Source organism: Streptomyces sp. NPDC059787 (assembly GCF_042732315.1).
Lineage (GTDB): Bacteria > Actinomycetota > Actinomycetes > Streptomycetales > Streptomycetaceae > Streptomyces > Streptomyces atrovirens.
Map to the genome: position 1 here is coordinate 1 of NZ_JBHWHX010000002.1, position 24,897 is coordinate 24,897.

Annotated in this window: 29 protein-coding genes and 1 tRNA gene; 8 read left to right on the plus strand and 22 right to left on the minus strand. The window is 72.9% G+C overall.

Translation table 11 applies throughout. The features are described 5' to 3' along the window. Positions 1 to 110: 110 nt before the first annotated feature. From gap to ACFV5H_RS01985, 7 genes are all read right to left on the minus strand, one after another. Positions 111 to 1,109 (minus strand): type I glyceraldehyde-3-phosphate dehydrogenase, encoded by a 999-nt coding sequence (gene gap, locus ACFV5H_RS01955; protein WP_385057841.1) that lies wholly within the window; start codon positions 1,107 to 1,109, stop codon positions 111 to 113. Positions 1,110 to 1,222: 113 nt separating this feature from the next. Continuing rightward, positions 1,223 to 2,179 (minus strand): GlxA family transcriptional regulator, encoded by a 957-nt coding sequence (locus tag ACFV5H_RS01960; protein ID WP_385057840.1) that lies wholly within the window; start codon positions 2,177 to 2,179, stop codon positions 1,223 to 1,225. Positions 2,180 to 2,442: 263 nt separating this feature from the next. After that, positions 2,443 to 4,188, minus strand: a complete 1,746-nt coding sequence (locus tag ACFV5H_RS01965) for a copper resistance protein CopC (protein WP_385192263.1) — start codon at positions 4,186 to 4,188, stop codon at positions 2,443 to 2,445. A 148-nt stretch (positions 4,189 to 4,336) separates the two neighbouring features. Next, positions 4,337 to 5,107: an SDR family NAD(P)-dependent oxidoreductase gene (locus ACFV5H_RS01970; protein ID WP_385057836.1), complete on the minus strand. Its 771-nt coding sequence runs from the start codon at positions 5,105 to 5,107 to the stop codon at positions 4,337 to 4,339. Next, positions 5,104 to 5,577 carry a cupin domain-containing protein gene (locus tag ACFV5H_RS01975; RefSeq protein ID WP_385057834.1) on the minus strand — a complete coding sequence of 158 codons (474 nt, stop codon included), beginning with the start codon at positions 5,575 to 5,577 and terminating at the stop codon, positions 5,104 to 5,106. The genes ACFV5H_RS01970 and ACFV5H_RS01975 overlap by 4 nt, the downstream gene beginning before the upstream one ends. Then, positions 5,574 to 6,185 carry a GNAT family N-acetyltransferase gene (locus tag ACFV5H_RS01980; RefSeq protein WP_385192265.1) on the minus strand — a complete coding sequence of 204 codons (612 nt, stop codon included), beginning with the start codon at positions 6,183 to 6,185 and terminating at the stop codon, positions 5,574 to 5,576. The genes ACFV5H_RS01975 and ACFV5H_RS01980 overlap by 4 nt, the downstream gene beginning before the upstream one ends. Then, positions 6,178 to 8,628, minus strand: coding sequence for a penicillin acylase family protein (locus ACFV5H_RS01985; protein WP_385192268.1), 2,451 nt, complete (start codon positions 8,626 to 8,628; stop codon positions 6,178 to 6,180). The genes ACFV5H_RS01980 and ACFV5H_RS01985 overlap by 8 nt, the downstream gene beginning before the upstream one ends. A 76-nt stretch (positions 8,629 to 8,704) precedes the next feature. On the opposite strand from ACFV5H_RS01985, the gene ACFV5H_RS01990 reads away from it, so the two are divergent. The 3 genes from ACFV5H_RS01990 to ACFV5H_RS02000 all read left to right on the plus strand — a co-directional run bounded on the left by ACFV5H_RS01990 (position 8,705) and on the right by ACFV5H_RS02000 (position 10,905). Next, positions 8,705 to 9,427, plus strand: a complete 723-nt coding sequence (locus ACFV5H_RS01990) for a siderophore-interacting protein (protein WP_385057848.1) — start codon at positions 8,705 to 8,707, stop codon at positions 9,425 to 9,427. Between the two features lie 434 nt (positions 9,428 to 9,861). Continuing rightward, on the plus strand, positions 9,862 to 10,158 hold the full coding sequence (locus tag ACFV5H_RS01995) for a type II toxin-antitoxin system VapB family antitoxin (RefSeq protein WP_004943146.1): 297 nt from the start codon (positions 9,862 to 9,864) through the stop codon (positions 10,156 to 10,158). Between the two features lie 135 nt (positions 10,159 to 10,293). Next, the gene (locus ACFV5H_RS02000) at positions 10,294 to 10,905 is read left to right on the plus strand and encodes a LytR C-terminal domain-containing protein (RefSeq protein WP_385057847.1); all 612 of its coding nucleotides are present in this window, start codon (positions 10,294 to 10,296) and stop codon (positions 10,903 to 10,905) included. A gap of 27 nt (positions 10,906 to 10,932) precedes the next feature. On the opposite strand, the gene upp is transcribed toward ACFV5H_RS02000, so the two are convergent. Continuing rightward, positions 10,933 to 11,568 (minus strand): uracil phosphoribosyltransferase, encoded by a 636-nt coding sequence (gene upp / locus ACFV5H_RS02005; RefSeq protein ID WP_030850262.1) that lies wholly within the window; start codon positions 11,566 to 11,568, stop codon positions 10,933 to 10,935. 137 nt (positions 11,569 to 11,705) lie between these two features. On the opposite strand from upp, the gene ACFV5H_RS02010 reads away from it, so the two are divergent. The 5 genes from ACFV5H_RS02010 to ACFV5H_RS02030 all read left to right on the plus strand — a co-directional run bounded on the left by ACFV5H_RS02010 (position 11,706) and on the right by ACFV5H_RS02030 (position 14,418). After that, on the plus strand, positions 11,706 to 11,909 hold the full coding sequence (locus tag ACFV5H_RS02010; RefSeq protein ID WP_385192270.1) for a hypothetical protein: 204 nt from the start codon (positions 11,706 to 11,708) through the stop codon (positions 11,907 to 11,909). 385 nt (positions 11,910 to 12,294) lie between these two features. Then, on the plus strand, positions 12,295 to 12,840 hold the full coding sequence (locus tag ACFV5H_RS02015; protein WP_385057845.1) for a hypothetical protein: 546 nt from the start codon (positions 12,295 to 12,297) through the stop codon (positions 12,838 to 12,840). A gap of 65 nt (positions 12,841 to 12,905) precedes the next feature. Beyond that, positions 12,906 to 13,337 (plus strand): tRNA adenosine(34) deaminase TadA, encoded by a 432-nt coding sequence (gene tadA, locus ACFV5H_RS02020; protein WP_385057843.1) that lies wholly within the window; start codon positions 12,906 to 12,908, stop codon positions 13,335 to 13,337. A gap of 45 nt (positions 13,338 to 13,382) precedes the next feature. After that, positions 13,383 to 13,467, plus strand: a tRNA-Ser gene (locus tag ACFV5H_RS02025). 156 nt (positions 13,468 to 13,623) lie between these two features. Then, positions 13,624 to 14,418, plus strand: a complete 795-nt coding sequence (locus ACFV5H_RS02030) for a hypothetical protein (RefSeq protein WP_385192273.1) — start codon at positions 13,624 to 13,626, stop codon at positions 14,416 to 14,418. 61 nt (positions 14,419 to 14,479) lie between these two features. Here ACFV5H_RS02030 and ACFV5H_RS02035 read toward each other — a convergent pair whose 3' ends face one another. From ACFV5H_RS02035 to ACFV5H_RS02100, 14 genes are all read right to left on the minus strand, one after another. Beyond that, positions 14,480 to 15,754 (minus strand): tyrosine-type recombinase/integrase, encoded by a 1,275-nt coding sequence (locus ACFV5H_RS02035; RefSeq protein ID WP_385192275.1) that lies wholly within the window; start codon positions 15,752 to 15,754, stop codon positions 14,480 to 14,482. 78 nt (positions 15,755 to 15,832) lie between these two features. Next, complete coding sequence (locus ACFV5H_RS02040) at positions 15,833 to 16,066, minus strand: helix-turn-helix domain-containing protein (protein ID WP_385192277.1); 234 nt, start codon at positions 16,064 to 16,066, stop codon at positions 15,833 to 15,835. 169 nt (positions 16,067 to 16,235) lie between these two features. After that, positions 16,236 to 17,384 carry a DUF3631 domain-containing protein gene (locus tag ACFV5H_RS02045; protein ID WP_385192279.1) on the minus strand — a complete coding sequence of 383 codons (1,149 nt, stop codon included), beginning with the start codon at positions 17,382 to 17,384 and terminating at the stop codon, positions 16,236 to 16,238. Continuing rightward, positions 17,381 to 17,812, minus strand: coding sequence for a hypothetical protein (locus ACFV5H_RS02050; protein WP_385192281.1), 432 nt, complete (start codon positions 17,810 to 17,812; stop codon positions 17,381 to 17,383). Before ACFV5H_RS02050 ends, ACFV5H_RS02045 begins: the two co-directional genes overlap by 4 nt. Then, a complete protein-coding gene (locus tag ACFV5H_RS02055; protein ID WP_385192283.1) occupies positions 17,809 to 18,711 on the minus strand; it encodes a bifunctional DNA primase/polymerase in 903 nt (300 codons plus the stop codon). Before ACFV5H_RS02055 ends, ACFV5H_RS02050 begins: the two co-directional genes overlap by 4 nt. 90 nt (positions 18,712 to 18,801) lie before the next feature. Further along, positions 18,802 to 18,948: a hypothetical protein gene (locus tag ACFV5H_RS02060; RefSeq protein WP_385192286.1), complete on the minus strand. Its 147-nt coding sequence runs from the start codon at positions 18,946 to 18,948 to the stop codon at positions 18,802 to 18,804. A gap of 386 nt (positions 18,949 to 19,334) precedes the next feature. Then, positions 19,335 to 19,643, minus strand: coding sequence for a hypothetical protein (locus ACFV5H_RS02065; protein WP_385192288.1), 309 nt, complete (start codon positions 19,641 to 19,643; stop codon positions 19,335 to 19,337). Positions 19,644 to 19,799: 156 nt separating this feature from the next. Beyond that, positions 19,800 to 21,851 (minus strand): plasmid transfer protein TraB, encoded by a 2,052-nt coding sequence (traB, locus tag ACFV5H_RS02070; RefSeq protein ID WP_385192290.1) that lies wholly within the window; start codon positions 21,849 to 21,851, stop codon positions 19,800 to 19,802. Positions 21,852 to 21,862: 11 nt separating this feature from the next. Continuing rightward, entirely contained in the window at positions 21,863 to 22,399 is a 537-nt protein-coding gene (gene traA / locus ACFV5H_RS02075) for a plasmid transfer protein TraA (protein ID WP_385192293.1), read from the minus strand. 19 nt (positions 22,400 to 22,418) lie between these two features. Continuing rightward, on the minus strand, positions 22,419 to 22,919 hold the full coding sequence (locus ACFV5H_RS02080) for a hypothetical protein (RefSeq protein WP_385192296.1): 501 nt from the start codon (positions 22,917 to 22,919) through the stop codon (positions 22,419 to 22,421). A gap of 29 nt (positions 22,920 to 22,948) precedes the next feature. After that, the gene (locus ACFV5H_RS02085; protein ID WP_385192299.1) at positions 22,949 to 23,287 is read right to left on the minus strand and encodes an RRQRL motif-containing zinc-binding protein; all 339 of its coding nucleotides are present in this window, start codon (positions 23,285 to 23,287) and stop codon (positions 22,949 to 22,951) included. Further along, a complete protein-coding gene (locus ACFV5H_RS02090) occupies positions 23,287 to 24,312 on the minus strand; it encodes a DUF2637 domain-containing protein (RefSeq protein WP_385192301.1) in 1,026 nt (341 codons plus the stop codon). The genes ACFV5H_RS02085 and ACFV5H_RS02090 overlap by 1 nt, the downstream gene beginning before the upstream one ends. Beyond that, positions 24,309 to 24,596: a DUF6303 family protein gene (locus tag ACFV5H_RS02095; RefSeq protein ID WP_385192304.1), complete on the minus strand. Its 288-nt coding sequence runs from the start codon at positions 24,594 to 24,596 to the stop codon at positions 24,309 to 24,311. Before ACFV5H_RS02095 ends, ACFV5H_RS02090 begins: the two co-directional genes overlap by 4 nt. Then, on the minus strand, positions 24,596 to 24,859 hold the full coding sequence (locus ACFV5H_RS02100; RefSeq protein ID WP_385192307.1) for a DUF6284 family protein: 264 nt from the start codon (positions 24,857 to 24,859) through the stop codon (positions 24,596 to 24,598). The genes ACFV5H_RS02095 and ACFV5H_RS02100 overlap by 1 nt, the downstream gene beginning before the upstream one ends. Between the last annotated feature and the right edge of the window lie 38 nt (positions 24,860 to 24,897).

The window sequence follows — 24,897 nt, forward strand, 5'->3', positions numbered from 1 at the left end:
GTCTCCCCCGCCGAGCCCGGTTTCCTGCCCGGGTCCCCCCCGCTGAGGACACCCTGGCCACCTGGTGTTGGGCCCCCCCCCCACCCGGTGGGGCCCTTCGACGTCGGGTGTCAGCGGGCGGCGAGGAGCCCGAGCGTGTCGATCACGCGGTTCGAGAAGCCCCACTCGTTGTCGTACCAGGCGACCACCTTGACGTGACGGCCGTCGACGCGGGTGAGGGCCGAGTCGAAGATCGACGAGGCCGGGTTGCCCGTAATGTCGGACGACACGAGCGGGTCCTCCGAGTACTCGAGGACGCCGGCGAGCGGGCCTTCCGCCGCCGCGCGGTACGCCGCCAGCACCTCGTCGCGCGTCACGTCGCGGGCGACGGTCGTGTTGAGTTCGACGATCGAGCCCACCGGAACCGGCACCCGGATCGAGTCGCCCGACAGCTTGCCGTCGAGGTTCGGCAGCACCAGGCCGATCGCCTTGGCGGCGCCCGTCGTGGTCGGCACGATGTTGACGGCGGCGGCGCGGGCGCGGCGGGCGTCGCGGTGCGGGCCGTCCTGCAGGTTCTGCTCCTGCGTGTAGGCGTGCACCGTCGTCATGAAGCCGTGCTCGATGCCGGCGAGCTCGTCGAGCACCGCGGCCAGCGGCGCGAGCGCGTTGGTCGTGCACGAGGCGTTCGAGACGATCGTGTGCACGTCCGGGTCGTACGCGTCGGTGTTGACGCCGAACGCGAGCGTGACGTCGGCGCCGTCCGACGGCGCGCCGACGAGCACCTTCTTCGCACCGGCGTCGAGGTGGGCACGGGCGGCCTTGGCCGACGTGAAGCGGCCGGTCGCCTCCAGCACGATGTCCACGCCGAGCTCGGCCCAGGGCAGGCGCGCCGGTTCGCGCTCGGCGAGCACCTTGATGCGACGGCCGTCGACGACGAGGGTGTCCCCGTCGGCGGTCACCGGGCGGCCGAGCCGGCCGGCCGTCGTGTCGTAGGCGAGCAGCCGGGCGAGGGTGGCGGGCTCCGTGAGGTCGTTCACGGCGACGACGTCGAGGTCGCTGTCACGTTCGAGCAGTGCGCGCAGCACATTGCGTCCGATGCGGCCGAATCCGTTGATCGCGATGCGCGTCATGAGTGGTGTCCCTTCGGTCCCTGCGGGTTCGCCACCAGCGTCGCGTGCGGTGTCCGCCCGTGACAGCGGCGCGATCGCCATGGTTCAAAAGGATCGCGCCACGTGCCGGCGGGCTACTCGCCCCGGGCGAAGGTGCGCCTGTACTCGCTCGGCGTGGTGCCGAGGATGTGCTGGAAGTGCAGCCGCAGATTCGCGCCGGTGCCGAGCCCGACGTCGGCGGCGATCTGCTCCACGCTCCGCTGCGAACGCTCGAGCAGTTCACGGGCCACGTCGACGCGGGCGCGCATGACCCACTGCATCGGCGTGTATCCCGTGTCCTCGACGAAGCGCCGCGACAACGTACGCGGCGAGACCCCCGCGTGCCGCGCGAGCACCTCCAGGGTGAGGGGCTCGCCGAGCCGGTGCAGCGCCCACTCGCGGGTGGCGGCGAACCGCTCGCCGAGCGGCTCGGGCACGCTGCGCGGCACGTACTGCGCCTGACCGCCGCTGCGGTAGGGGGCCGCGACCAGGCGCCGGGCCGCGTGGTTCGACGCGGCCACTCCGAGGTCGCCGCGCAGGATGTGCAGGCACAGGTCGATGCCCGAGGCGGCGCCCGCCGACGTCAGCACGCTGCCCTCGTCGACGAACAGGACGTTCTCGTCGACCCGGACGAGCGGATGCTTCGCCGCGAGCGCCCGCGTGTAGTGCCAGTGCGTCGTGGCGCGTCTGCCGTCGAGCAGGCCCGTGGCGGCGAGCGCGAAGGCGCCCGTCGAGATGGCGGCGAGCCGCGTGCCCCGGTCGTGGGCCGCGACCAGCGCGTCGACGACGGCCCCCGGCGGGTCGTCGCGGTCCGGGAACCGGTAGCCGGGGATGAAGACGATGTCGGCCCACGCGAGTGCGTCGAGACCGTGGGCGACGGAGTACGAAAGGCCGTCGCCGCCGGTCACGAGCCCGGGCACCGCCCCGCACACACGCACCTCGTACGGCATGCTCGCGCGGGTCGTGAACACCTGCGCGGGAATGCCGACGTCGAGCGGCTTCGCCCCCACGAGCACGAGAACGGCGACACGATGCAGGCGGGAGGACGGCACGGGGACAGGGTACGGGGGGCGCGGGCCCGGACCTTTCTTCCTGACCGCCGGCGCGGACGGCACGGTCCGCGCCTCCGCGTCTTCGGTGATGAACGCGGAGAACTCACGCTTGCCGACCCGTCGGCGGATCGTCTCCGCCGTCCCCTCGGGGAGGGAGAGGCTGACCCTGGTGGCCGGCCCATCGGCCTGGCCGCGCCCTACGGCCAGGAATGAACCGGCACGTTCCGGTGCCGGAACGGCGGGCCCCGCACTCCTCGGTCGCTTCAGCGGGCGATCTCCACCTGCCGCACCTCGCTCACCTGGTCCACCTCGGAGACCCGGATCGTCAGTTTCATCGTCCAGGTGCCTTCGAGGGGGAGGGTGAGGTCGTTGGTGGCCCAGTAGCCGCCGCGGTCGGTCAGTTTCGCGTCGATGGGGCCGATGTCCTTCGCCGCGAGGGTGAAGGAGGCGCGGAGTTCCGGTACGAAGGTCAGAGCGCCCTGGGGGCCGAAGACCACCGCCTGGAGGCCGTTCTCGCCCACTCGGCCCGGGTCCATCGTGAGCTGCACCGTGCCCCGGCCGCCGGGGGTGCCCGCGTCGTAGGGGACCGTGAACGCCTCCGCGCCGGGGAGGCCGGCCACCTGCGGCTCGGGCGCCTTGGCCGCCTCCGCCTCCGCGCGGGCGGGGAGGGTGCCGGTCAGCACCGTGGTGACCAGCAGGACGACCACCGCCACGACGACCTCGGCCAGTACGGAGCGGCGCAGGGCGCGGCGGTGGCGGTCCTCCGCTTCGTCCGCCGGTGAGATCACCGGCCTCGGCTCCGGAGGGACTCCGGACGCGCCCACCAGTTCCGGTACGCGTTCCTCCACCGTCGCCGGTGTCGCCAGGAGGGCCGTCCAGCGGCGGGACAGGGCCGCCGCCGACAGCAGGAAGAGCGTCGCGGCGAGTTTGACGGTCAGGGTCCGGCCGTACGCCGTCTCCGTGAGGGCGGACCAGGAGCCGAGGCCGCGCCAGGACTGGTAGACGCCGGTGACGACGAGGACGGTCACCGAGGCGAAGGCCAGGCGGGAGAAGCGCGTGACCGTGGCGGTCGGCGGCGGGGTCTTCGCGCGGTGGAGGGTGAGGAGGAGGGCCGTCAGGCCGCCGAGCCAGCACGCCGTCGCCAGCAGGTGGAGCACGGACGACGTCATGGCGAGGGGGACCTGGATGCCGGCGGAGGCGTGTTCGGCCGCCGCCCAGGTCAGGGCCAGGGCGAGGGAGAGTGCCGTGCCGGCCGCGAGGCGGGTCCGGGGGGCGCGGTGCCTCAGGAGCGGTACGAGAAGCGCTGCCGCCGGCAGCAGGGCCAAGCGGGCCAGGAGGGCGGTTCCCGGGCGGCCGGTGAGGGTGTCGGTGAACGCCGGGAGGTCGAGGGCGGTCGCCGGTGAGGTGCCGTTCTCGTACGGGGCGCGCAGGACGAGCAGGGCGGTCGTGGCCGTCAGCAGGGTCCACCAGCCGGTGAGCAGCGGCAGCCGCAGCGGGGCGGGGTCCGGTGGCCGGCACAGTGCCGCGAACGCCGCCGTGCCGATGAGCAGCGCGGCGGCGATGTACGCGAGGTAGCGGCCGGTGTCGTAGAGGCTCTTGGTGACCGGGTGCTCGGCGTGGTCCTCCGGTGCCACCGGTGCGGTGGGCGAGGGTTTGCCGATGGAGAAGGTGAAGGCGCCGGAGACCGGGTGGCTGTCGGCGGAGACCACCCGCCAGGCCACCGTGTACGTGCCGTCGGCGAGGCCCCCGGGCAGGTCCGCGCGGGCGGTGTCGGAGGCGCCGTCCGCGTGCTGCGGCTCGCCCAGGTGGACCCGGCGGTTGTCGGGGCCGTAGACGCGGAAGGAGTCGTCGAGCAGGCCGACGGACTCCGTGAAGGTCAGGGTGAGCCGGCGGGGCGCGGACTCGACGACGCTTCCGTCCTCGGGGTCGCTGCCGCGGAGGGCGGCGTGGGCGCTCGCCGGGGCCGCGCCGCCGAGGACGAGCAGGACCAGCAGGGCGCCCAGCAGCACCAGCCCTCGAAGCCGCCGGGTTCCGCGGCCGTTCGGGGTTCCGTCTCGTCCGCCATCGCCCGCCGCCCCGCTCCGCCGTCGCTCCACGTCGTATCCGCCTCCCGGCCGTCCCGCTCCGGGTTACGTACGGATGGCGGGCCCGGTGCGCTCACCAGGTCGGCCGGGCCGTGGCTCCTCCGTCCACCACCAGGTCGTGGCCGGTCACCCAGGACGCGAGCCGGGAGGCGAGGAACACGCAGGCGTCGCCGATGTCCTCCGGGCGCCCGAGCCGGCCCACGGCGGACGCCCGCCGCCAGCGTCGTACGCCCTCCGGCCAGGCGTCGGCCAGGCCCTCCCGGTCGATCAGGCCGGGCGAGACCGTGTTGACGCGCACGCCCCACGGGCCGTACTCCTGGGCCGCCGCGCGGGCGTGCGCCACCACCGCCGCCTTGGAGGCGGTGTAGTGGGCGTGGCCGGGCGCCGGGACGCGGGCCTCGACGGAGGCGATGTGGGTGATGGTGCCGCCGGCATCACCGCGCATCAGCTCCGCCGCCGCCTGGGTGCAGGCGAAGACGGTGGTCAGGTTGGTGTCCACGACCCCGCGCCATTCGGCCGCCGTCATTCCGGCGAGTTCCCGGACCGGCTGGACGCCGGCGTTGTTGACGAGCGCGGTCAGCCGGCCGCCGAACCGGTCGGCCGCCTCGGCCACCACGCGGTGGCAGGCGTCCTCGTCGGTGAGGTCCGCCCGGAGGACGACGGCCTCGCCGCCCGACTCCCGGATGCGGTCGGCGGTCTCCCGCGCGGAGTCCACCGCCGTACGGCAGTGCAGCGCGACGGCCGCGCCCTCCTCGGCGAACCGCCGGGCGATGCCCCGGCCGATGCCGCCGCCCGCGCCGGTGATCAGGGCGGTCTGGCCGTGCAGCAGACCCCGTTCGCTCATGGACGGCAGAGTTCCATGATGAGCGCCGCCTGATCCGGGTAGCGCCCCGTCAGTTCCGCCGCGTCGCCGTGCTCGTAGCCCTCGTAGGTGAAGCCGGGCGCCATCGTGCAGCCGAACAGCGTCCAGGCACCCGCCACGCGTGCGCCCATCCAGGTGCCGGCCGGGACGGTGAGCTGGACGTGCTGGCCGTCGAGGACGTCCGGACCGAGCACCGGTGTGCGGGCGGTGCCGTCGGGGGCGAGGAGGAGCAGGTGGAGCGGGTCGCCGAGGTAGTGGTGCCAGATCTCGTCGGCGGGCAGGCGGTGCAGGGCGGAGAAGTCGCCCGGGGCGTCGGTGAGCAGGGCGATGACGGCGGTGCCCTCGGGGCGGCCGTCGGGGCGTGCGGGACCGGCCCAGGTCTGCCGGAACCGGCCGCCCTCGCGGGGGATCGGTTCCAGTCCGTAGTGGGCGACGAGGTCGTCGGGGGTCACCCGCCGAAGGCTACCTCCCGGGTGAGGAAGGCGAGTTGTGCCTTCTTCTCGGGCAGGTACACGTCCGGGAGGTCGATCTCCGGGAGTACGACCACGGGACCGGCGGTGAAACCCTGCCGGAGGAAGCGGGCGACGGCCTTCTCGTTGGCCACGTCCGGGTCGACCACTATGCGCTTCCGTCCGAGTCCGAGCAGGACGTACGCGGCCAGGGCGCCCACCAGGGCGGCGGTCCAGCCGCGGCGCGGACTCCCGGTTCCGGCGGCGGGGGCGAGCAGCAGGTGGATGCCGACGTCGCCGGGTTCGACGGGGTAGCAGTCGCCCACGCGGTCGGCCTCCGGTTCGTACGTCTGGAGCAGCGCGGCGGGTTCGCCGTCCTTGAGGACGAGGTACGCGTGGTGGGTGTCGAGGGTGTCCATGTGGGCGTAGACCTCGGCGACCTGCTGTGCGGTCAGGCCGTTCATGCCCCAGAAGACGGCGCGTTCCTCGCTCACCCAGCGGTGCAGGAGGGGCGCGTCGGCGGCCGGGTCGAGCGGCAGGACGCGTACGGTGCCGAAGCCGTCGACCGCCTGCTCGTGGACGGCGGCGCGGGAGGCGTACGGGTCAGACATCGGTCTCCTTCTTCAGCTGTGCCCAGTCGGTGAGGACCGGGGCCAGGTCTCCGGCGAGCCACAGGGGCTGCTGGTCGCGGTGGTGGGGTGAGCCGGGTACGCCGGACGCGCCCAGCGGCACCACCCAGCGGCTGTTCTCCCGGTCGGCCAGGTCCCAGACGTAGCGGGCGGCCGGTCCGCGCGCGGCGAGGTCGGTGAGGCCGGGCACGGGGGAGGTGCACAGCACGCAGTCGTGGTCGCCGGAGAGGCCGGGTTCGTCGTACGGCGTGGCCGGCGGCAGCGCCCGCCAGGGGGCCAGCCGGTGGGTGTCGCCCCAGGTGCCGGCGGGCGGCCGGGCGGCCACCTCCTCCAGCGCCGCGCGGACCACCGCCGGGCGGTCGACGCCGAACAGTTCCTCGGCGGAGAGGAGGTGTTCGAGGGCGTGGCCGACGCGGGGGACGAGGGCGAGCCAGGGGCGGAAGACCTCGGGGTACGGGGGTGGCGTGGCCGCCGTGGCGAAGGCGGGGTGCGCGGCGAGCCGTCGTACGACGGCGCCCCGCACGGCCGCGAAGAGCGCCGCGTCGGCACTGTCCGCGTCCATGCGCCGGTCCCATCGGAGGAGACGGTCGCGCAGGGTGGCGGCGGGGGTGGAGAGGGGGCCACTGGTGGCCGGGGCGCCGAGCGCGCCGGCGGGGGTGCCCGGGCCGGCGGACGAACCACTCGACACCGGGTCGCCGAGCGCGGCGACAGGGGTGCCCACGCCCGAGTCGTCACTCCCGGCCACAGGGCCGCCCGAGCCGTCGGCCGCGGCGGCGGGGTCGCTCGGCGCGGGGCCGTCGAGGGTGGCGAGGAGGTTCAGGAGGGGGGTGGCGGAGGCGAGGTGGGTGTCCATGTGGATGGCGGACATGTCGGCGGCGGACCAGCGGGTCTGCCGCGCGAGCAGTGCGGTGATGCGGTCGGCGCGGTGCGGCGGGGCGAACTCGACGCCCAGCGGGGTCGCCGGGCCGCGCTGGTTCGCCATGACCGCGACACCGTCGGTCAGTCCGGCGCGCGGCGGCTCGTGCCAGCCCCGCCACTCGTGGCCGGGTTCCCACGCGGGCACCAGGCGGGTCCCGTTCGCCTCGGAGCGGACCGGGACCCGGCCGGCCACCCGGTGCAGGGTGCCGCCCTCGGTGTCGGCGGCCATGACCACGTTGACCGGCTCGGCCCACAGGTCGACGGCCCGGTCCACGTCGGCGGCCCGGCGGGCCCGCAGCAGCGGCAGCAGGGCGCCGAAGCCGAGGTCGCCGGTGACGCGGGGCGGGTAGCGCAGGGCGACGGCGAGCGGGGGCTCGCCGGGCTCGGGCACGCCGTCGTCGAGGCCCTCGGGGCCGCCGATGACGACGGGGCCGCGGTCGGTCTCGATGACCTCGACCTCGACCGGCTCCTCGCCCGCCACCTCGACGGTCTCGGTGTGCCGGGCGGCACGGCGCCACGTCCCGTCCGGTCCGAGCGCCTCCACGCCGGCGCCGGTGCGCCGCAGCCGCTCGCGGTAGAGGTCCTGGTAGTCGGCCATGGCGTTGGTGATGGCCCAGGCGACCGTGCCGGTGTGGCCGAAGTGGGCGATGCCGGGGACGCCGGGCACGGCGAGGCCGACGACGTCGAACTCCGGGCAGGACAGGCGGATCTGCTGGTAGACGCCGGGGTCCTCGATGAAGCGGTGCGGGTCCCCGGCGATGACCGCGTGCCCGGTGGTCGTACGGCCCCCGGTGACCATCCAGCCGTTGCTTCCGGCGGTGCCGGGACCGTCGGAGGCGAACAGGCCGACGGCGTCCGCACCGAGGTGGGCGGTGATGTGCGCCCGCCAGAGCTTGGCGGGGAAACCGGCGAACAGGATGTGGGTGGAGAGCCAGACCGCGAGCGGTGTCCAGGGCTCCCAGCGACCGGGACGGAGGCCCGCGCGGGCGAACTCGGGGGCGACCCCGGACACCGGGCCCCAGCTGCCGGCCTGCCCGGCCGGGGCCCCGGCCGGGTGGTCCGCCGAGCCGGTCCCGCTCACGGCGGAGCCGCCGGCCGGCGCCTCGGCCCGGCTCCCGGAAGCGGCCGCCGGCAGACCGGGACCCTCACCTCCGGCCGGTGCGGACGCCGGGCCGGGGTCCGTCCCACCGGGGGACGCCAGGCCCTCGTTCACGCCGGACACGTACGCCCGTACCCACTCCGCCGTTTCCGGGTCCGTCCGCTGCAGTTCGGTCCAGCAGTGGCGGGCCGTGTCGGCCAGGCGTGCGCGGCGGGCGAAACGGTCCCAGGGGAGCGCCTCGGGGCCGAGGAACGAGGCCGAGGTGCCCTGCGCGCGGTGCCGTTCGACCTCGAGTTGCCAGGCCCGGTCGAGGGCGGTGACCCGGCCCTGGGCGTACGCGAGTTCGTTCGCGCTCCCCGCGCGCAGATGGGGGACGCCCCAGGGGTCCCGGAAGATCTCGCCACCCACTGTGCCCTCATTTCCCATTAGGTTAGGCTCCCCTAAGTAAACCGTGACGAAATCGTACGCGAAGGGTGAGGACGGGATGGGGCAGGGGCGGGGTTGGGAGGGCGCGGTCCTCAGACTGTTCCGCGCGAAGGACTTCACGTTCACCGTGACCGGCGCGGAGGACGTCACCGCCGACTACCGGCGGGTGCGCTTCACCGACGGCGGGATGCTGGCGGCGACCGGCGTCCACCCGACGATGTGGGTGCGGCTGTGGTTCGACAACGCGGGCAAGCCGCACCAGCGGGCGTACACCCTGGTCGACCCCGACCCGGTGGCCGGCACCTTCGGCCTGGAGTTCGCCCTGCACGAGGGGTGCGCCAGCGACTGGGCCAGGACGGCGAAGCCCGGCGACACCATCGAGGCGACCGTGCAGGGCACGGGGTTCGAGGAACCGGACCCCGGCCCCTCCCACATCGTCGCGATCGGCGACCCGGCCTCGCTGCCGGCCATCAACTCGCTGCTCGGCGCGCTGGGCGCGGCCCCGGCGACCGTCTGGTTCGAGGGCACCCTCGACGGGCTGCCCTTCCGGGCCGGACCCGACCGGATCGAGGTGCGTGAGGTGCCCCGTTCGGGGGCCGGGGCGGCGCTGCTCGAACGGGTCCGGGCCGACCTGCCCGAGCTGCTGCGGTCCACCCCCGACCCGTACGTGTGGATCGCCTGCGACACCGCGACCACCCGCGCGCTGTCGGCGTTCGTGCGCAAGGAACTGGGCGTGCCGAAGCAGCGGGTGCACGCACTGGGGTACTGGCGCGCGAGCTGAGCCGGGACGCGGCCGGCTCACCGCGGACGATCCGGCCGCGCACGGGACCGCGGCGTACACCGCTGAGGCGTTCGCCGCGCGCCGGCACCTCGTCGAGCACTGCGACGGTGACCCCGGGGCCGTCCGGCGGGACGCCGCCGACGGCGGGGAGCCGTGGGGACGACCGGAGGAACCCCCGGCTTCGGCAAGCGGCCCACAGCCCGGCGAGAGGCCGCGGCAACGGCCGCGAAGGATTCCGGGGAACGGGCCGAAGCCTCCCTCGGGGAGGGCGGAAGAACGGCCGGGGGTCCCGGAGATGGTGGCCGATGGCCCGGTCCCGTGATCGGTCGTATCAGATCACCATCCCGTTTCGCCCCGTATTCGGGTGCCTTTTCCGGCGTCGCACTGCGTCGCCATGGCTGCGCCCGGAACGCGTTGACCGGTAGGCTTTCCGTGTGATCTTCAAGCGCATCGGAAACGGCCGGCCGTACCCCGACCACGGCCGGGAGAGCACCCGGCAGTGGGCGGACGTCGCGCCGCGCCCGGTCCGCCTCGATCAGCTCGTGACGACCAAGCAGCAGCTCGACCTCGAGACCCTCCTCGCCGAGGACTCGACCTTCTACGGCGACCTCTTCGCGCACGTCGTGAAGTGGCAGGGCGATCTGTACCTGGAGGACGGGCTGCACCGCGCGGTGCGGGCCGCGCTCCAGCAGCGCCAGGTGCTGCACGCCCGCGTGCTCGAACTGGACTGACGCCCGACCGCCGTCCCCCGCGCGGCACGGTTTGACCCTTTCGGGTTGGACTGCGCACAGTCGGGTGATCATCTGGTATGCATTACCGCCCGAGCGCACTACGCTGCGCCCATGAGCATGCTCACTCCACCCGGCATGGGCGGCCAGTACCGGATCACGGGTGACAAGTACCCGCGGATGCGCCGGCCCCGGCGGCGCGGCAGGCTCGTCGTCCTGACCGTCGCCTCCGCAGCCGTGCTCGGCGTGGGCGGCTGGGGCACGCTCCAGCTCATCGACGTGTTCACCGGCGGCGGCGACTCCGCTTCCGCGAACGGCACCAAGGCGGCCTGCGCCGACACGGTGAGCCGTACGACCGCCCCGAAGGCGCTGCCCCGGCCCGGGACCATCACGGTCAACGTCCTCAACGCCACGACCCGCGGCGGACTCGCCCAGAAGACCGCCGACGAGCTGAAGAAGCGCGGCTTCAGGATCGGCGAGGTCGGCAACGCGGCCAAGGAGTACGACAAGAAGGTCAAGGGCACCGGCGTGCTCCTCGGGCCCGCCACCGCCCTCGACACCTCGCTGCCGGTGCTCGGCACCCAGCTCGCCGACGCCGAACGCCGTACCGACCCCGCCCGCAAGGGCACCGAGGTCGACCTGATCATCGGCGACGGCTTCAAGACCCTGACGGCGAAGGCGGACGCCGACCGGGCCCTGACCGTACTGGCCGAACCCGAGGCGACGCCCGCCTCGAAGAAGAACTGCTGAGCCGCGAGGCCCACCGAGCCGCGGGGTCTACTCCGCCGCCCCGTACATCCGGTCCCCCGCGTCGCCGAGACCCGGCACGATGTAGCCGTGCTCGTTGAGCCGCTCGTCGACCGACGCGGTCACCACCGTCACCGGGGTGCCGGCCAGCTCGCGCTCCATGATCTCGACGCCCTCGGGCGCGGCCAGCAGCACCACGGCGGTCACATCGTCCGCGCCGCGCCGGATCAGCTCCTGGATCGCCGCGACCAGCGTGCCGCCGGTGGCGAGCATCGGGTCCAGGACGTAGACCTGGCGCCCGGAGAGGTCCTCCGGCATCCGGGTGGCGTACGTCGACGCCTGCAGCGTCTCCTCGTTGCGGATCATGCCGAGGAAGCCCACCTCGGCGGTCGGCAGCAGCCGGACCATGCCGTCCAGCATGCCGAGACCGGCCCGCAGGATCGGCACCACCAGCGGGCGCGGGTGGGAGAGCTTGACACCCGTGGTCCGCTCGACCGGCGTCTGGATGTCGACCTGTTCGGTGCGCACGTCGCGCGTGGCCTCGTAGGCGAGCAGGGTGACCAGCTCGTCGGCGAGACGGCGGAAGGTCGCGGAGTCGGTGCGCTGGTCGCGCAGCGTGGTGAGCTTGTGGGCGACCAGGGGGTGGTCGACGACGTGGAGACGCATGGCGTCAACATTAACCGGGCCCGGTGGGCCCGGCGTCCCCGCACACGGCAAGCCCCCCGTGCGCCCGCCACTCGTTCGCTGGCGTCAAACCGCCCGGCCGGGGGAAGGTGGGAGGGACGGACTGGGGTGGTGAACCGATGCCTGAGCAGGACGACCGAGACGTTCCGTCACCACGCGGGACACACGATCCGGAGGAGACGGAGGCCGAGCGGCGGCGCCGCCGCGCCCGGTTCCTGCGCGAACTCGCCGAGGCCCAGGCACTGCGCGACCGGGTCCAGCCGCGCCGTGCCAAGGCCGCCCGGCTGCGCCACGCGATGCGCATGCGCACCTTCCGCTGGTAGGCGGCACCGGGTTCCACCGGTGGGCGGCACCGGAGAAGTCCCATCCGGCCGCGGGAGACCCCACCCGGCCGCGGAAAAATCCCACCCGGCCGCGGGAAGATCGCGCCACGCGCACACGTTTGCCGAAGTGCCCGTGCGGGGAAGGCGCGTGAGTCCGCGTACGATCCGCACGTGGCGGCAAGGAGTGCGCTGGTGGGTCCTTCGTGGGCGCACTCGGCGTACTGCGATCAAAATGCCGGACACAGGGAGCCGAAGACGTCCCCTGATGGCCTTGTTTCTGCCACGATTCCGAGTGGGTGGGGCTCGGAGAACCGTCCCCCCGCCCGCAACACCTCCGCCGGGGGGACCCCCAACCGGCACGCCTATGACCAGTGGGAGAGTCACGGTGTACTTCGCCGCACTGCTCGCGCGCACCGAAGACGGGTGGGAAGCGAGCGACACGGAGCTCGACGATGTGGAGACCCTGTCGGATCTGGCCGACCTGGCCCGGGAGGCCTCTCCCGACGAGGACACGGTGCTCGTGCTGATCGAGCAGGAGGACGGCTGGTTCGGTGTCGTCCGCGTGGACGGCGAGGAGGATCCCCGGGTCTACGTCTCCGACGCCGCCGCCGCCGCCCGCAGCAGCTACGGGGAGATCCTGCTCACCGACGAACTGCTCGGCCGGGAACCCGGCGACGACGGCACCGACCTGGACGCCCTCGACCTCGACGGCACGGAGGACGGTGAACCGGACGACGAGGACGACGGAGCGGACGCCGGCGCCGCGTCCGCCGGCGGCGCCGACGCCGTGCCGCACGGACCGGTCGGTGACGCGCAGGTCCTGGAGGACCTGGGCGTGAGCGAGAAGGAGTTGCGTTCGCTGACCGAGGACGCCGTCACCGAGATCGCCGACGCCCTGGGCGCCTCGGAGGTCCTGGAGACCGTCCGCTGACCGTGCCGGCCACCACCACCCCGTCCGGACCGCCGGACCCGGTACGCGACCCCTGGCGGGCGGCGATGCGGCTCGCCCTCGACGAGGCCTCACGGGCCGTCCGGGGCGGGGACGTCCCCGTCGGCGCCGTCGTGCTGGCCCCGGACGGCACCACCGTGCTGGCCGCCGCCCACAACGAGCGCGAGGCCGCCGGCGACCCCACGGCCCACGCGGAGGTCCTCGCCGTCCGGCGGGCCGCCGCGAGGCTCGGGGAGTGGCGGCTGGCCGGCTGCACCCTGGTGGTGACGCTGGAGCCGTGCACGATGTGCGCGGGCGCTCTCCAGCAGTCACGGGTGGACCGGGTGGTCTACGGCGCCCGGGACGAGAAGGCGGGCGCGGTCGGCTCGCTGTGGGACCTCGTCCGCGACCGGCGGCTCAACCACCGCCCCGAAGTCATCGAGGGCGTACTCGCCGAGGAGTGCTCCCGGCTGCTCACGGAGTTCTTCCGGAACCGCTGAATACCGATTTCAAACCACGCCCCACCTTGCTGTAAGGTCTCCCTCGGTAGCGTGTCCGAGCGGCCGAAGGAGCTCGCCTCGAAAGCGAGTGTGGCGCAAGTCACCGAGGGTTCAAATCCCTCCGCTACCGCAGATAGGCGAGGGGCCCGATCCAATGGATCGGGCCCCTCGTGCTGCTCCGTCTCAGTTTCCGTCTCACTTGGCCTGCGGAGTGGACAGTGGACATGGTCGTGGCCGCTCAGCATGCTGAGCGACTATGCCGACCGTTGGATACCGTAGATCGTCCGTGGTGCTGATCCTCCTCCTTGGCGGCCTGCTGGCAACGATCACCGGAGCGGTGCTGCTCTGGACGATCGAGGTACACGGCACGGCTGAGACGGTGATCCGATGGCTTGTGGCGCTGACGATGCCGATTTTTTTTGTCGGCATCCAGTCATTGCGACGCCAGGCAGAGGATCAACGCCGGTCGGAAACTGGCGCACGTGTACGCAGCGCCGAAGAAGCGTTGGAAAACGCCTTGCGTAGCTCCGCCCTCACGGCTGGCCCGCCTGATACGCACGTCATCGCCACTGAAGCACCTCCTCCGCCCCCGCCCAGGGAACCTCCGGACGACAGGCAGGCCCGCCTTACCCTTTCGGAGCTCTGGGCGGTAACGCACAGCCGCCTCGATCACTACCATGGCATCGCCCTTGACCAGGCGAAGCAGTCATTTCGCAATGCGCAGGTCGCAATGGGGCTCGGGTTCGCGCTACTCGTGACGTTCGTCGTACTGGCGTATAACGCCAACACGACGGCAGGTAGCATCGTCGCAGGCGGGCTTGGGGCAGTCTCTGCCGCTTTGGCCGGTTACGTCAGCCGGACGTTCATCCGGTCACAGGAGTCTGCGGCACGGCATCTGCACGCCTATTTCGCCCAGCCCTTGGAATTCTCACGCTACCTGGCAGCCGAGCGACTGATGGCTAACGCGGGGTTGAGTGATGAGAAACGGGCGGACGTATTGCGCCTGCTTGTTCAGACGATGATCGCCGGGCCTGTGGATCCGGCCAGTATCGCTCAGCAGCAGCCCGCCAGTACATCCTGAACCGACAGATACGCACCGTGACTCGGGAGTGGGGCGGCCACCGCTAGCCGCCCCACTCCTCTCAGCCGGTAGACGGGAGTGCCCCCGCGAGTCCGTCACCATCACCCGGACCGCCTTTAGTCGACTTCCAGATAATCCCGTCGACCTGTCGGGCGACGTCGCTGCGGACGGAGTCGACCATGTGCTGGTACCGCGCGGCCATGGCCGTGGTGGACCAGCCCATGAGTCCCATGACGGCCCGCTCGGAGATTCCGAGGATCAGGAGGACCGTGGCGGCGGTGTGCCGGGCGTCGTGCAACCGGCCGTCTCGGACCTTGGCATCGTCAAGCAGTTCCTTCCAGTCGTCGTAGTCCGTCCGGGGGGATGTGCCCCGTCCGGTCGGCGTAGCGAAGAGCCATCCTTCGTCCGCCCAGTCCGCGCCGGCCGCCGCGCGTTCGGCCTGTTGCTTGGCCTGGTGAGTGCGCAGCAGGTCTACGAGCTGTGAGGGGAGCCCCACCGCACGCCGTCCGGCGCGAGACTTCGTGTCGGCCGTCTCCGGGTTGGTTCGCTGACGCTGCGGGCAGTACCCGGCTTTCCTGCCGCAGGTGTCCCCGCACCCGTGGGCGTAGCGCGGCCGGCGGCGACTCCGCCGGACCATCAAGACGCCCCGGTCAAGGTCGACGTCCGACCACTTGAGGCCCAACACCTCCCCCTGGCGCAGTCCGAGGGCGAGCGCAACGGCCCACCGTGCGGAGTTCCGCCGGTCGTCGGCCGCCCGTAACAACCGCTGAACTTCTTCGACGGTGTAGGGCTCCACCTCCTCTTCACTGATGCGGGGCGCCTTGGCGAGTTGAACGGGGTTCCGGGCGAGGTGGCCGCGCCTTACCGCCTCGTTCAGCGCGGTGCGGAAGGTGCGGTGAATCTGGTGGATCGTCCCCGCCTTACGGCCGTCGGCGACCATGCGCCCGTAGAAGTTCTCGATGTACTCGGGCTTGAGCTTGTCGAGCCGGTGAGCACCGAGGGCGGGGATCAGGTGCTTCCGCACGGCGACGCCGTACCCGACCATCGTGTTCTCGTTGACGGCGAGCGGAGCGATGTTCTCCACCCAATGGGTCAGCCACGCCTTGACCGTCCACGGGCGGCCCGCCTTCCGAATGCTCTTGGCGTCGCGCTGCCGCTCCAGCTCGCGGACAGCCGCGGTCACCTCAGCTCGGGTCTTCCGTTCGACGTGACGGCGGTCCGGCTTGCCGTCGTCACGGATGCCGACGGTCACGCGGCCGTGCCACTTGCCGTCCTTGCCCAGGTAGATGGAGCTGCGGCCGTTGGGTTGCCGAGTGCGCTTCTTCTCTTCCGCCACAGGCGGACTCCTTCGGGTTAGGTGAGGAATCAGCCGGGACGCCACCTCATGGCGAGGTGGCGTCCCGGTGCGAGGTGATCAGGTAGCGCGCTGCTCAGCGCGGCGGCGGGCGAGGTAAGCGGCCGGAGCGTCGGCGGGGACGCGCCGGAGTCCGCCGATCGTCAGGGACTCCAGCTCCCCGGCGCGGATGAGGGCGAAGCAGGTGGTGCGACCGATGCGGAGGCAGCGGGCGGCCTCTTCGACGGTCAGGAGAACGGGGGCCGGGTCGCCGGCCTCAGCGAGCGGTGCGACGCCCACGGTGGCGATGCTCATGGAAAGGTCTCCTCCAGGACTGTCCGTCGGGGGTCCCTCTGAGGGGCGCTACTTCCGCTACCGCCGCTACCTCGCAGGTCAGGGGCCTGCTGGAGGTAGCGGGAAGGGGTAGCGGTAGCGGATAAGTAGCGGCAACCAGGGCCGGTTGCCGCTACCCCGTTTGTGCTGGTCAGGCGGCGTTTTCGGTGCTGGGTAGCGGAAGTAGCGGACTTTCCGGGGGTGGGGGACAGTAGCGCTGCCATGCGTCGTGCAGATCGGTGGCGTAGTAGCCCTTCAGCACGCTCCCGGCGGTCTTGATGTTGCGGGAGGCGATCGGCTCGTTGTCCGCCGTCATGTACTCCGCGAGCATCCGGGAGAGCCGGCGGTTGTCGAGCGGCTTGCCATTGAGGTCGGCCCACGGGGCGTCGTCGAGGGCGTTGAGCCGGTCCAGGATGGCCACGGTCGGAAGGCGGTCGATGCCGACCATGACGTGGTCGCGCAGGTCGGTCAGCAGCCGCACGCCCAAGCTGCCTTTGTCATTGGCCTTGGACGCGGTGACCAGGGTCACGCACGCTGCCCGTGCCCGGTCGGGCCAGTGGCCGCCGACGGCGTCGGCGACGGCGAGCAGGGGTTCCCACACATCGGCCGGCCGGTCGGTGACCCCGTCGGGCATGTCCGGCCACGCCCCCATGACCTGTCCGCGGGCCTGCTCCGCCCACGCGGCGAGCCGGTCCCGCAGCGCGTTCCCCTCGGCCTCATGGACGCGGGCCCGGAAGGGCTCCACCTTCTCGTTCCTCGCGCGTCGACGCATGCGGATGACGACGGACCGGCTCAGGATCGTGTCCGGCAGCGAGCCGAGACCGGCGACCGCGACCGCGCAGTACGACGGGAACGCCTGAACGGTCTGCTGTCCGCCGTCGCCGATGCACCGGTAGGTCACCCCGGTGCGACGGTGGCCGGCGTTGAGGAACCCGCGCAGCTCTTCGTTGTCCCCGGCCTTGGGTCCGAAGACGGTGTCGATCTCGTCGAACAGGATGGTCGGCTTGCCGGTGCCGGCGGAGACGGACCGGAACAGAGCGGCGGCGGAGGCGTTGACGGCCGTCATGGGCTGCGGGACCAGCGTCTCTACGATCTCCAGCGCCCTGGTCTTGCCCGACCCCGGTTCGGGGGACAGGAAGGCGATACGGGGGGTGGAGTCGAAGCAGTCGAGCAGGTGGGCGTGAGCGTCCCACAAGGTGACGGCGACGAACGCGGCCTCGGTGGGGAAGACGTTGAACCGTCGGTGGAAGGCTTCCACCTCGTCCAGCAGCGCGGCCCCGTCGATCGGTGTGGGGGTCATGCGGCGTTCCTCCGTTCGGTGCCCAGAGCGGGCGTGCCGGTGCAGAAGTGCTTGTGCGCGGCGTACTCGGTGACCAGCGCGGCCACGGCCTCCTGTCCGCGGGCGGTGTTGGTCTGTCCGCAGGGGCAGGCGTAGGCGGCGGTGGAGATGTCGCCGTGTCGGGTGGACCAGCGGGCCCCGTCGTAGTGGTGGCGGTAGGCCGGCGGGGCGTAGATGCGGATACCGGGCCGCTCCGGGGTCGGGTCGACGCTGGGGTGCGCTCCGTCGGCGGGGAACCGGTTCGAGCGGGGAAGAGCAGTGACGACGCCCTGACGGGCGGCGCCTTTCGGCTCGCCCACGACCGGCCGTGCGCTGCCCGGTTCGGCGGCGCGCGGGCCGGTGGTCGGGATCGGTTGGCCTTCCAAGCGGGGGCGGGGTGGGGTGGTCATGCCGCCTCCCGTGGCCGGGCGGTGCGCAGGCTGCTGTCCAGGGCGCTGCGGATGGTGGTGCGGCACTCGGCAGCGGTGAGCCCCACCGACTCCCCTGCCGCTTGGAAGGCGTCCTCGGCCACGTGCCGGGGGAGGTCGCCCCACGCGACGAACCGCCCCACCTTGAACGCGCTGCGGTTCAGCGTGGTGTTGCGCAACCCGTCCGGCGCGGCGGCCACGACGGCGCACTCGGCTTCCAGCGCGGCCACGGCCGCCCGGCTCCCGTCGACTGCCGGGAGCCTGAGCGGCCCTGCCGGGTGGGCGGGAGCTGGTTGCAGGACCGCTTGCAGCCACGCGGGCAGAGCGACGGCCGCAGAGCTGCACAGCGCTGCGTACTGTCCGGCGGGGAGGGTACTGCCGGCGGCGACGACGTAGCCGCCCCATGCGCGGGTGTCCACGGAGGTCGCGACGGTGCCGGCCGTGTTGGGTAGCCGGACGCCGTCCGGGGCGGTGAAGTACAGGTGCGTTCCGCCGCTCGCGGTCCGGGTCCGGTAGGTGTCGGGGACGGGGTGGCCGGCGCGCTCGCAGAGCGCTGTAAAGGTTGCCGCGCCGTCAGGCGCGTCCGAACTGCCCTTGTGCTCGGGCGTGTCCAGGTCGACCACGACCAGCCCCGACGGGCCGGTGGCGATGCCGACGTTGAACGGCGCCCGCGTCCACGCGGCCCGGATGCGGTCCGGGTCGGTGGTGGCGCGCTGCTCCCACTTCAGATGACCGGTCGCGCACGGCCCGGTCCGGGGGCAGGTCTTCTCGCCGTGGAGGGCGGGAACCTTGGTGCCGGGGCGGAGCGGGAAGACAGGCCAGCCGCGTTCCGCGGCGTTGAGTGCTGCGCGCAGCAGCGCTAAGCGGGTGTCTTGGGTCATGCTGGAGGCCTCCAGTTCCTTGACGGGTGACTGGTTGGGCAAGGGCGGCCCCGCGACTTTGGCGAGACGAGGGGGCCGCCCTTGGCGTAGCTAGTGGTGGTTGCCGGGGCAGGGGGTCTGGGGGCAGGCGCAGCCGTTGCAGTCGTTGCAGATGTCGTCCTGGCATTGGTCGCAGGACCAGTGGCCGGGGCATCCGTAGTCGGCGCAGTCGTCGCAGTACGGTTCGGTTTCGAGCACGGGTGACTTCTCCGTTCATCAGCTGTTATCTGGTGACGTGGTGGGAGTCTTGTGACTTGTGGGGCGTTCTGTCAGCACTGATTGCGGCCAGACCGCGGGTCGTGGTGCGCGACATCTGATGCGTTATCCGCCGTGACATCTGGTCCGATAACCGCTCCGATATCTGATGCGCTCGCCGTTCCAGCCACCGGACGTTTCCCTTGGTGAGGGGGCGTTTCGCAGCGTGGTCGGGGGGCCGACATCCCTTCTGCGGCCCCTGTGCCCTGCTCTGTGCGGTAGGAGTGAGGCGGTTGGGCATGGGGCGGCTTCAGGGACGGGGGCGAGGGCTTGTGGTTGCGCGTCGGCCGGGGCCCGCGCGCGTCGCCGCCGGGGCGGCGGCTGTGGGGCTAGTGCTTGCCGCGGGCGAGGCGCAGGGTGATGCCGCCGATGCCGAGGGGTCCGGCGGCGGCGCCGATGGCGGCGGCGGTGTGGGCGGCGAAGTCGAGGAGCGTGATGAGTGCGGCGACGAGTCCGAACATGCCGATGACGCCGGCGCCGGCGACAGCGATGGGGAAGAGGTAGTGCCGCAGCGGGCGGCCGGTGGTGTCGGTGTGGTGGACGACGATGACGACGGGGGCGCCGGTGGTGTCGGCGCGGCGGTAGGCGTCGGCGGGGATGTGCGGGGCGATGATCCCCGGCGGGTCGCGGTGGGTCATGCGGGCTCCCTCGGGTGAGCCGCGGGCCCGCACCGGCGTGTGGCGCGGGCCCGTGCGGGTGGGGTGTCAGGGGGTGTCACGGCCGGGTGTCAGGGGCGCGTGACAGCGCGTTTGCCTAGGGATTTGACTGTCAGGCAGCCGTGACGGTGTCAGGCGTCAGGCGGCGGCCCTGGTGGGGACGATGCGCCACCGGCCGGTGGTGTTCGTCGGCTCCAAGCGCCCCTCGATTGCGGCTTCCTTGAGCCGCGCGGAGACCCACGGGCGGGAGAGGTGGTGCCGCTCGCACCAGTCCATGAAGTCCTTCGGACCGACGATCATTCGGCCCTCTTCCTCGAACTCCTCCAGCGCGCGGGCGAACAGCTCCCGGGCTTCCTCGGGGGAGGGCTTGTGGCCGCTCTCCTGCCCGAAGATCGGGGCGTCGTCGCCCTCCTCGGCCCCGGGCAGGTCCGCCTCCGGGTCGATGCCGGCGTCCTCGGGGTCGACCAGCAGCCCGCCGGCGTGGTGCATGTCGTCCTCCTCGCGGACGGCCCGCAGCGCCGCCGACTGTTGTCCGTCGGCGGCCGTGCGGCCGGTGTAAGCGGTGCCGGCGACGCCCACGGCGGCGCCGGCGGTGATCGGGTCGGCGGTGGCGCCGTTGCGCTGAGCCCAGGTGGCCAGCAGCTCCATGACCGGCACGGCCCGGTGGGTGAAGCGGCGGGTGCGGCCCGGGGACGGGTAGCGGTCCTCGGGGATGCCGGGCGAGACGACGTAGCAGTAACCCGGGCGTCGGTTGCCCCACGCGCCCGGGTGGGCGCCCGCGGCCAGCACCTCATCCGGCAGACAGAACCCCTCGTCGCGCGGGTCGCAGCCGAGCGCGATCACGGACGGCAGGGAGGCCCGGGTGGAGGTGGACATCTGGTCGTACGAGGGTCGCTGTAGGGACACGACCAGCGAGATTCCCGCGGACCGGGCCTCTTGCGCGATGCCAGTGAACGCGTCATCGCCCAGCGCCCGCAGGGTGTTGGCGGCCTCCTCGAACCAGGTGACCAGGAACGGCATGCCAGAGCAGCCACACGCCGTGCCGTCGGCGCGGCAGGTGTGCTCCGGGCTGGTCTGCCGCTCCGCAGCCTGCGGGACCCATTGACGGTAGCCGTGGGCACCGAGCCAGCGAGTGCGGGCGGGGATGACCTCCTGGACGGCGGCCACCATGACCTCCGTCTGTGTGCCACCTTCCGCGGCCCAGTCCAGGCCGGGCCGCAGGGGCGCGAAGTCCTGAAACGCCTTGGGGTCGGAGAACCACACGATCACATCCCGGCGGGACAGGATCTCAGTGAGCAGGTTCAGGGCGGTGTCGCCCTTGCCGGAGCCGGTGCCGCCGGCGATGAGGGCGTGGGTGGAGTTGCGGCCCGCGTCCGGGTCGCCGGGCAGCCACATGACCAGCGGGGCACCGTCGTCGTAGCGGCCGATGACCAGCGGTTCGGCGATCGAACCCCCGAGGTTGGAGGGGCCGGCGTACTCCACCGTCTCGGCCAGCATGTCTTCCGGGACGATGACCAGGTCGCCGCGCCGGTTGGAGTCGGGGTCGGGGGTGTAGCGGACGGCGGAGGTCGGCAGGTCCAGGGCGGAGGCGATGTTGCCCAGCGCCTTGGCCATGTCGTCGTTGGTCTGCTCACCTGCGGCGAGGGCGACCGGTGCGGTGACTCGGTTCGGCTCCACCTTCGCCGCACCGATCTGCGCCCGCGCCAAACCGACCTTCTCCAGCAGGCCCTTGTCGGAGCTTTCGCGGGGGGCGTCGTTGTGGCGCAGGACCATTCGCACGTTCCACGACAGGGCCAGCGCCGGCCCGCCCATCAGATACAGGTCGTCGAGCGGTCCGGCGGTGGGGCCGGCCAGGCACGCGGCGGTCACCCACGCCGACCCGGCGGCCACGGTGATGGCGGAGTGCAGGCGCCGCTGGGAGCTGGTGGCTTTGCCGGCCCACCAGGTGACGCCGGTCAAAGCGACCGACGCGAGGGTGAGGCCGACGCCGGCCGCGGAACTGTCGGACCAGCGCCAGTTCCCCAGCGCCCCCGCGAGACCGGCGCCGCCGACGGCGAGCCACGGGGGCAGGTGCGGCTTGGCCCGGTTCAGCAGGTAACCGCGGACGGAACCGCCCGTTGCGGTGTTCGTGTCGGTGGGGAGGGCGAGCGGGTACGCCCGGCCGTCCTGGTCGGTCCACTTGCGTGCCATGGTCGTACCTCCTACTGCTGGGCCCAGTTCATGACCGGCTGCTGCGGCTTGCGGGCACGGTGGCGCACCCGGTTGATCTCCTCCTCGTACTCCTGCTGGAAGGCCGCGTAGCAGGCGGCGGCGTTCTTCGCCGCGTCCCGCAGCGCGTCCGCGGACCGCTGCATCTTGCGCGCCACCTTCGCCGCCCGAACCCGCGAGCCGAACGCCCGCCCCTCCGGGTCGGGCACCGCGGCGAGGACGCCCTTGAGGATTTCGGCGCCCATCGCCACCTCGATGGACAGGGTCACGGCGGCGGCCCGCAGGGTGTTGCAGTAGTTGCGCACCTGCGCCGGCGAGGTGAATTCCGGGGCCGGCAGCAGGGACTCGGCGTGCGAGCGGCCACCGCCCCCACGGGCGGCGCCGCCCTTGTTGTTGTTCACGGTCACGTTGACCGGCGGGACGAACGAGCCGCCCAGGGCGCCGACAAAACCGCCCGCGGCGGCGCTGGCGTTGGCGAACTTGTTGCCCTTGTTGGCGGCGCCGTTCGCGCCGCGTGTCGGGGTTGCCATCAGACCGGATCTCCTCGGTTCAGTGGGTGCGGCGGACGATGAGCCAGGCGGACTGAGCGGCGATCAGGGTGAGCAGCCACCACAGCTCCAGCGCGCCGGCCAGCGGCCCGAACCCTGCCGCGACGGCGAGCCAGGCCAGCGCGGACGACGTGAGCGCGGCCAGGCCGATGCGCCAGGCGAGGACGGAGCCGGTGGCGGGGCGGCGGCGCTGCATGATCAGCAGCCAGACCAGCGGGCCGGCGGTGGTCGGGGCGAGCAACAGGCCGGACCACCACGCGATGACGTGCAGCAACCCGGCCACGGCCAGTGCCAGGACGGCGAGAGCGGTCGGGGCGAGCGTGCGGCGTGAGCGCCACAGCCATCCCCCGATCACGGCGAGCGCTTCGCGGGTCAGGGACGGGCGTTCGGGGACCATGATGACGAACGGGTCGGCGGCGCGGCGGCCACGCTGGCGGGGGATACGGACGGTGTGGACGCCGGCGGTCGTCTTGGCGCCGCGGGCACGGGTACGACTGGACACAGCAGAGCTCCCAGGAAGTTTGAAGGGGTTCAGGCGGCGCGCTGTTCGTCGGGGAAGGCGCAGGTACCGCACATGCCGAGGGAGGGCGGGATGACATATCCGGCGTCCCGTCGGCAGGCGGGGCAGGTGCGGCGGGCGGCGTTGGCCTTGGCCAGTGCCGCCCACTTCGCCGGGGTCATCGGCCGCACCGGCTTGGCCTGCTCAATCGAGTAGAGGTAGGCGACCAGCGGGCCCCGCCGTCGGCGGGGCCGCTCCACTTGCGCGGCCACGTCCTGCCCGCCGGGCCGCAGCCCGAGGGCGCGCAGTTGCCGGCGGGTGGCCAGCCCGTCGGGGGCGAGCCGCCACCGGTAGACCGGGAGGGCGCCCATCACCGGCTCGCGATGGCCAGCTCAGCACCACCGGCGCCCGGGTCGCGGTGTTCGGCGTAGCGGGCGGAGACCCACCCCACCGACCAGCCGCACAGCTCCGCGGCGGCCCGCACCGGCAAACCGGCCTCGAACGCGGCCCGCACGGTCGCCCGCGCCCGCTCCTCGGGGAACTTCTCGGCGGCCGGGCCGGCGGCCAGCAGCGCGGCGCGTTCACGCTCGGCCCGCGCCTCACGCTCGGCCCGCGCCTCACGCTCGGCCCGTTCACGGCGCTCACGCTCCACGCGCTCCCGGCGCTCGTGCTCGCGCCGCTCGGCTTCCTCACGCTCGGCGCGTTCACGCTCCAGCCTCAGCCGTTCACGCTCGCGCTCACGGCGTTCACGCTCCGCCTGCTCGGCCCGCTCGCGGGCGGCCTGCTGCTCGCGTTCCTCGCGGCGGGCGCGTTCCTCCCGCTCGGTCTGCTCACGGGCCAGGCGCGCTTCGTGTTCACGCTGTTCACGCGCCAGCATCGCGGCGTGCTCGCGCTCCTCGCGCGCCAGTCGCTCCGCCCGCTCGCGTTCCTCCCGGGCGGCCTGGCGCCGTGCCTCCCGCTCCGCCTCCTGCCGCTCCTCCAGCGCGGTGACGGCGGCGGTGATGGCCCGCCGGTAGGCAAGCCCGGTCTCCGCCGTGACGATCAGCAGCAGCGGCGCGACCGCGTGCACGGCTACGCCCACCAGGTCACCTTTCAGGGCGGAGTCGGCGACGTTCAGGGCCAGGGTCATGCCGCCGGTCATCCAGCGCAGTACCACCGGCCAGCGTCCCCCGTGCCCGCCTAAGCGGGCCAGTACCGCATCCAGGCGGACCACGATGACCACGGCCGCGTCGACCACGAGGGGGAGGATCGGCGCCGTCCAGTCCCACTCATCCGGCGTGTGCTTGGCCGCGAGCGGGGTCACGGTCAGGATCGAGTACAGCATCGCGCCTGCCACGATCAGCCACGTGCCGACCGACAGCGCCCGCTCCGCTGAACGGATCTGAACGCCGTTCACGCGGCCACCCCCGCCCGTGAACGGACCCGGATCGCGGCGATCAGCACCACCGGCGACGACGGGTCGTCAGAGTTGTCGCGGTCCTCCGTCCACTGCCACTCAGCGCCCGGTACCGGCTTGAAGCCGAGCGCGCTGAGCGCGTTCGCGCGCTCGGTGAACGTCGGCACCGGCAGTGCGCGGTCAAAGCTGTACTTGGGCCACCGCTCGGCGGTGTTCAGCAGCACCACGTACAGGCGCCACCGGCCACGGTCCATGGACATCTGCGCGGTGAACTCCCGGGCCATCACGCCACCACCGGCGCGCCGGCGCCGTTCCGGTTGAGCAGCGCGACGCGGGCGGCGAGCGCGCGGCGGCGGGCCCGGCGGATGCGCCGGCTGTCCAGCTCGGTCGGCGTGCGGTCCAGCGTGGTGATGTGCGCGTCCAGCAGGTCGACGTCCGCCAGGATGACGGGCATCTCCCGCTCGATCGCGTCCAGCTCCGCGTTCGTCGGCTCCATGAAGTCGGCGAACGCGGTAACAGCGTCCTGAACAGTGACGATGTGGTCCATGGGTCGTGGTCTCCCTAGCAGGTGAAACGGCCCAAACA

Coding starts and splice junctions, on each gene's coding strand:
- gap (WP_385057841.1), bottom strand. CDS start 1,109: ATGACGCGCATCGCGATCAACGGATTCGGCCGCATCGGACGCAATGTG.
- ACFV5H_RS01970 (WP_385057836.1), bottom strand. CDS start 5,107: ATGAGCGAACGGGGTCTGCTGCACGGCCAGACCGCCCTGATCACCGGC.
- ACFV5H_RS01980 (WP_385192265.1), bottom strand. CDS start 6,185: ATGTCTGACCCGTACGCCTCCCGCGCCGCCGTCCACGAGCAGGCGGTC.
- ACFV5H_RS01990 (WP_385057848.1), top strand. CDS start 8,705: ATGGGGCAGGGGCGGGGTTGGGAGGGCGCGGTCCTCAGACTGTTCCGC.
- ACFV5H_RS02000 (WP_385057847.1), top strand. CDS start 10,294: ATGGGCGGCCAGTACCGGATCACGGGTGACAAGTACCCGCGGATGCGC.
- upp (WP_030850262.1), bottom strand. CDS start 11,568: ATGCGTCTCCACGTCGTCGACCACCCCCTGGTCGCCCACAAGCTCACC.
- ACFV5H_RS02010 (WP_385192270.1), top strand. CDS start 11,706: ATGCCTGAGCAGGACGACCGAGACGTTCCGTCACCACGCGGGACACAC.
- tadA (WP_385057843.1), top strand. CDS start 12,906: ATGCGGCTCGCCCTCGACGAGGCCTCACGGGCCGTCCGGGGCGGGGAC.
- ACFV5H_RS02040 (WP_385192277.1), bottom strand. CDS start 16,066: ATGAGCATCGCCACCGTGGGCGTCGCACCGCTCGCTGAGGCCGGCGAC.
- ACFV5H_RS02045 (WP_385192279.1), bottom strand. CDS start 17,384: ATGACCCCCACACCGATCGACGGGGCCGCGCTGCTGGACGAGGTGGAA.
- ACFV5H_RS02050 (WP_385192281.1), bottom strand. CDS start 17,812: ATGACCACCCCACCCCGCCCCCGCTTGGAAGGCCAACCGATCCCGACC.
- ACFV5H_RS02055 (WP_385192283.1), bottom strand. CDS start 18,711: ATGACCCAAGACACCCGCTTAGCGCTGCTGCGCGCAGCACTCAACGCC.
- ACFV5H_RS02065 (WP_385192288.1), bottom strand. CDS start 19,643: ATGACCCACCGCGACCCGCCGGGGATCATCGCCCCGCACATCCCCGCC.
- traB (WP_385192290.1), bottom strand. CDS start 21,851: ATGGCACGCAAGTGGACCGACCAGGACGGCCGGGCGTACCCGCTCGCC.
- traA (WP_385192293.1), bottom strand. CDS start 22,399: ATGGCAACCCCGACACGCGGCGCGAACGGCGCCGCCAACAAGGGCAAC.
- ACFV5H_RS02085 (WP_385192299.1), bottom strand. CDS start 23,287: ATGGGCGCCCTCCCGGTCTACCGGTGGCGGCTCGCCCCCGACGGGCTG.
- ACFV5H_RS02095 (WP_385192304.1), bottom strand. CDS start 24,596: ATGGCCCGGGAGTTCACCGCGCAGATGTCCATGGACCGTGGCCGGTGG.
- ACFV5H_RS02100 (WP_385192307.1), bottom strand. CDS start 24,859: ATGGACCACATCGTCACTGTTCAGGACGCTGTTACCGCGTTCGCCGAC.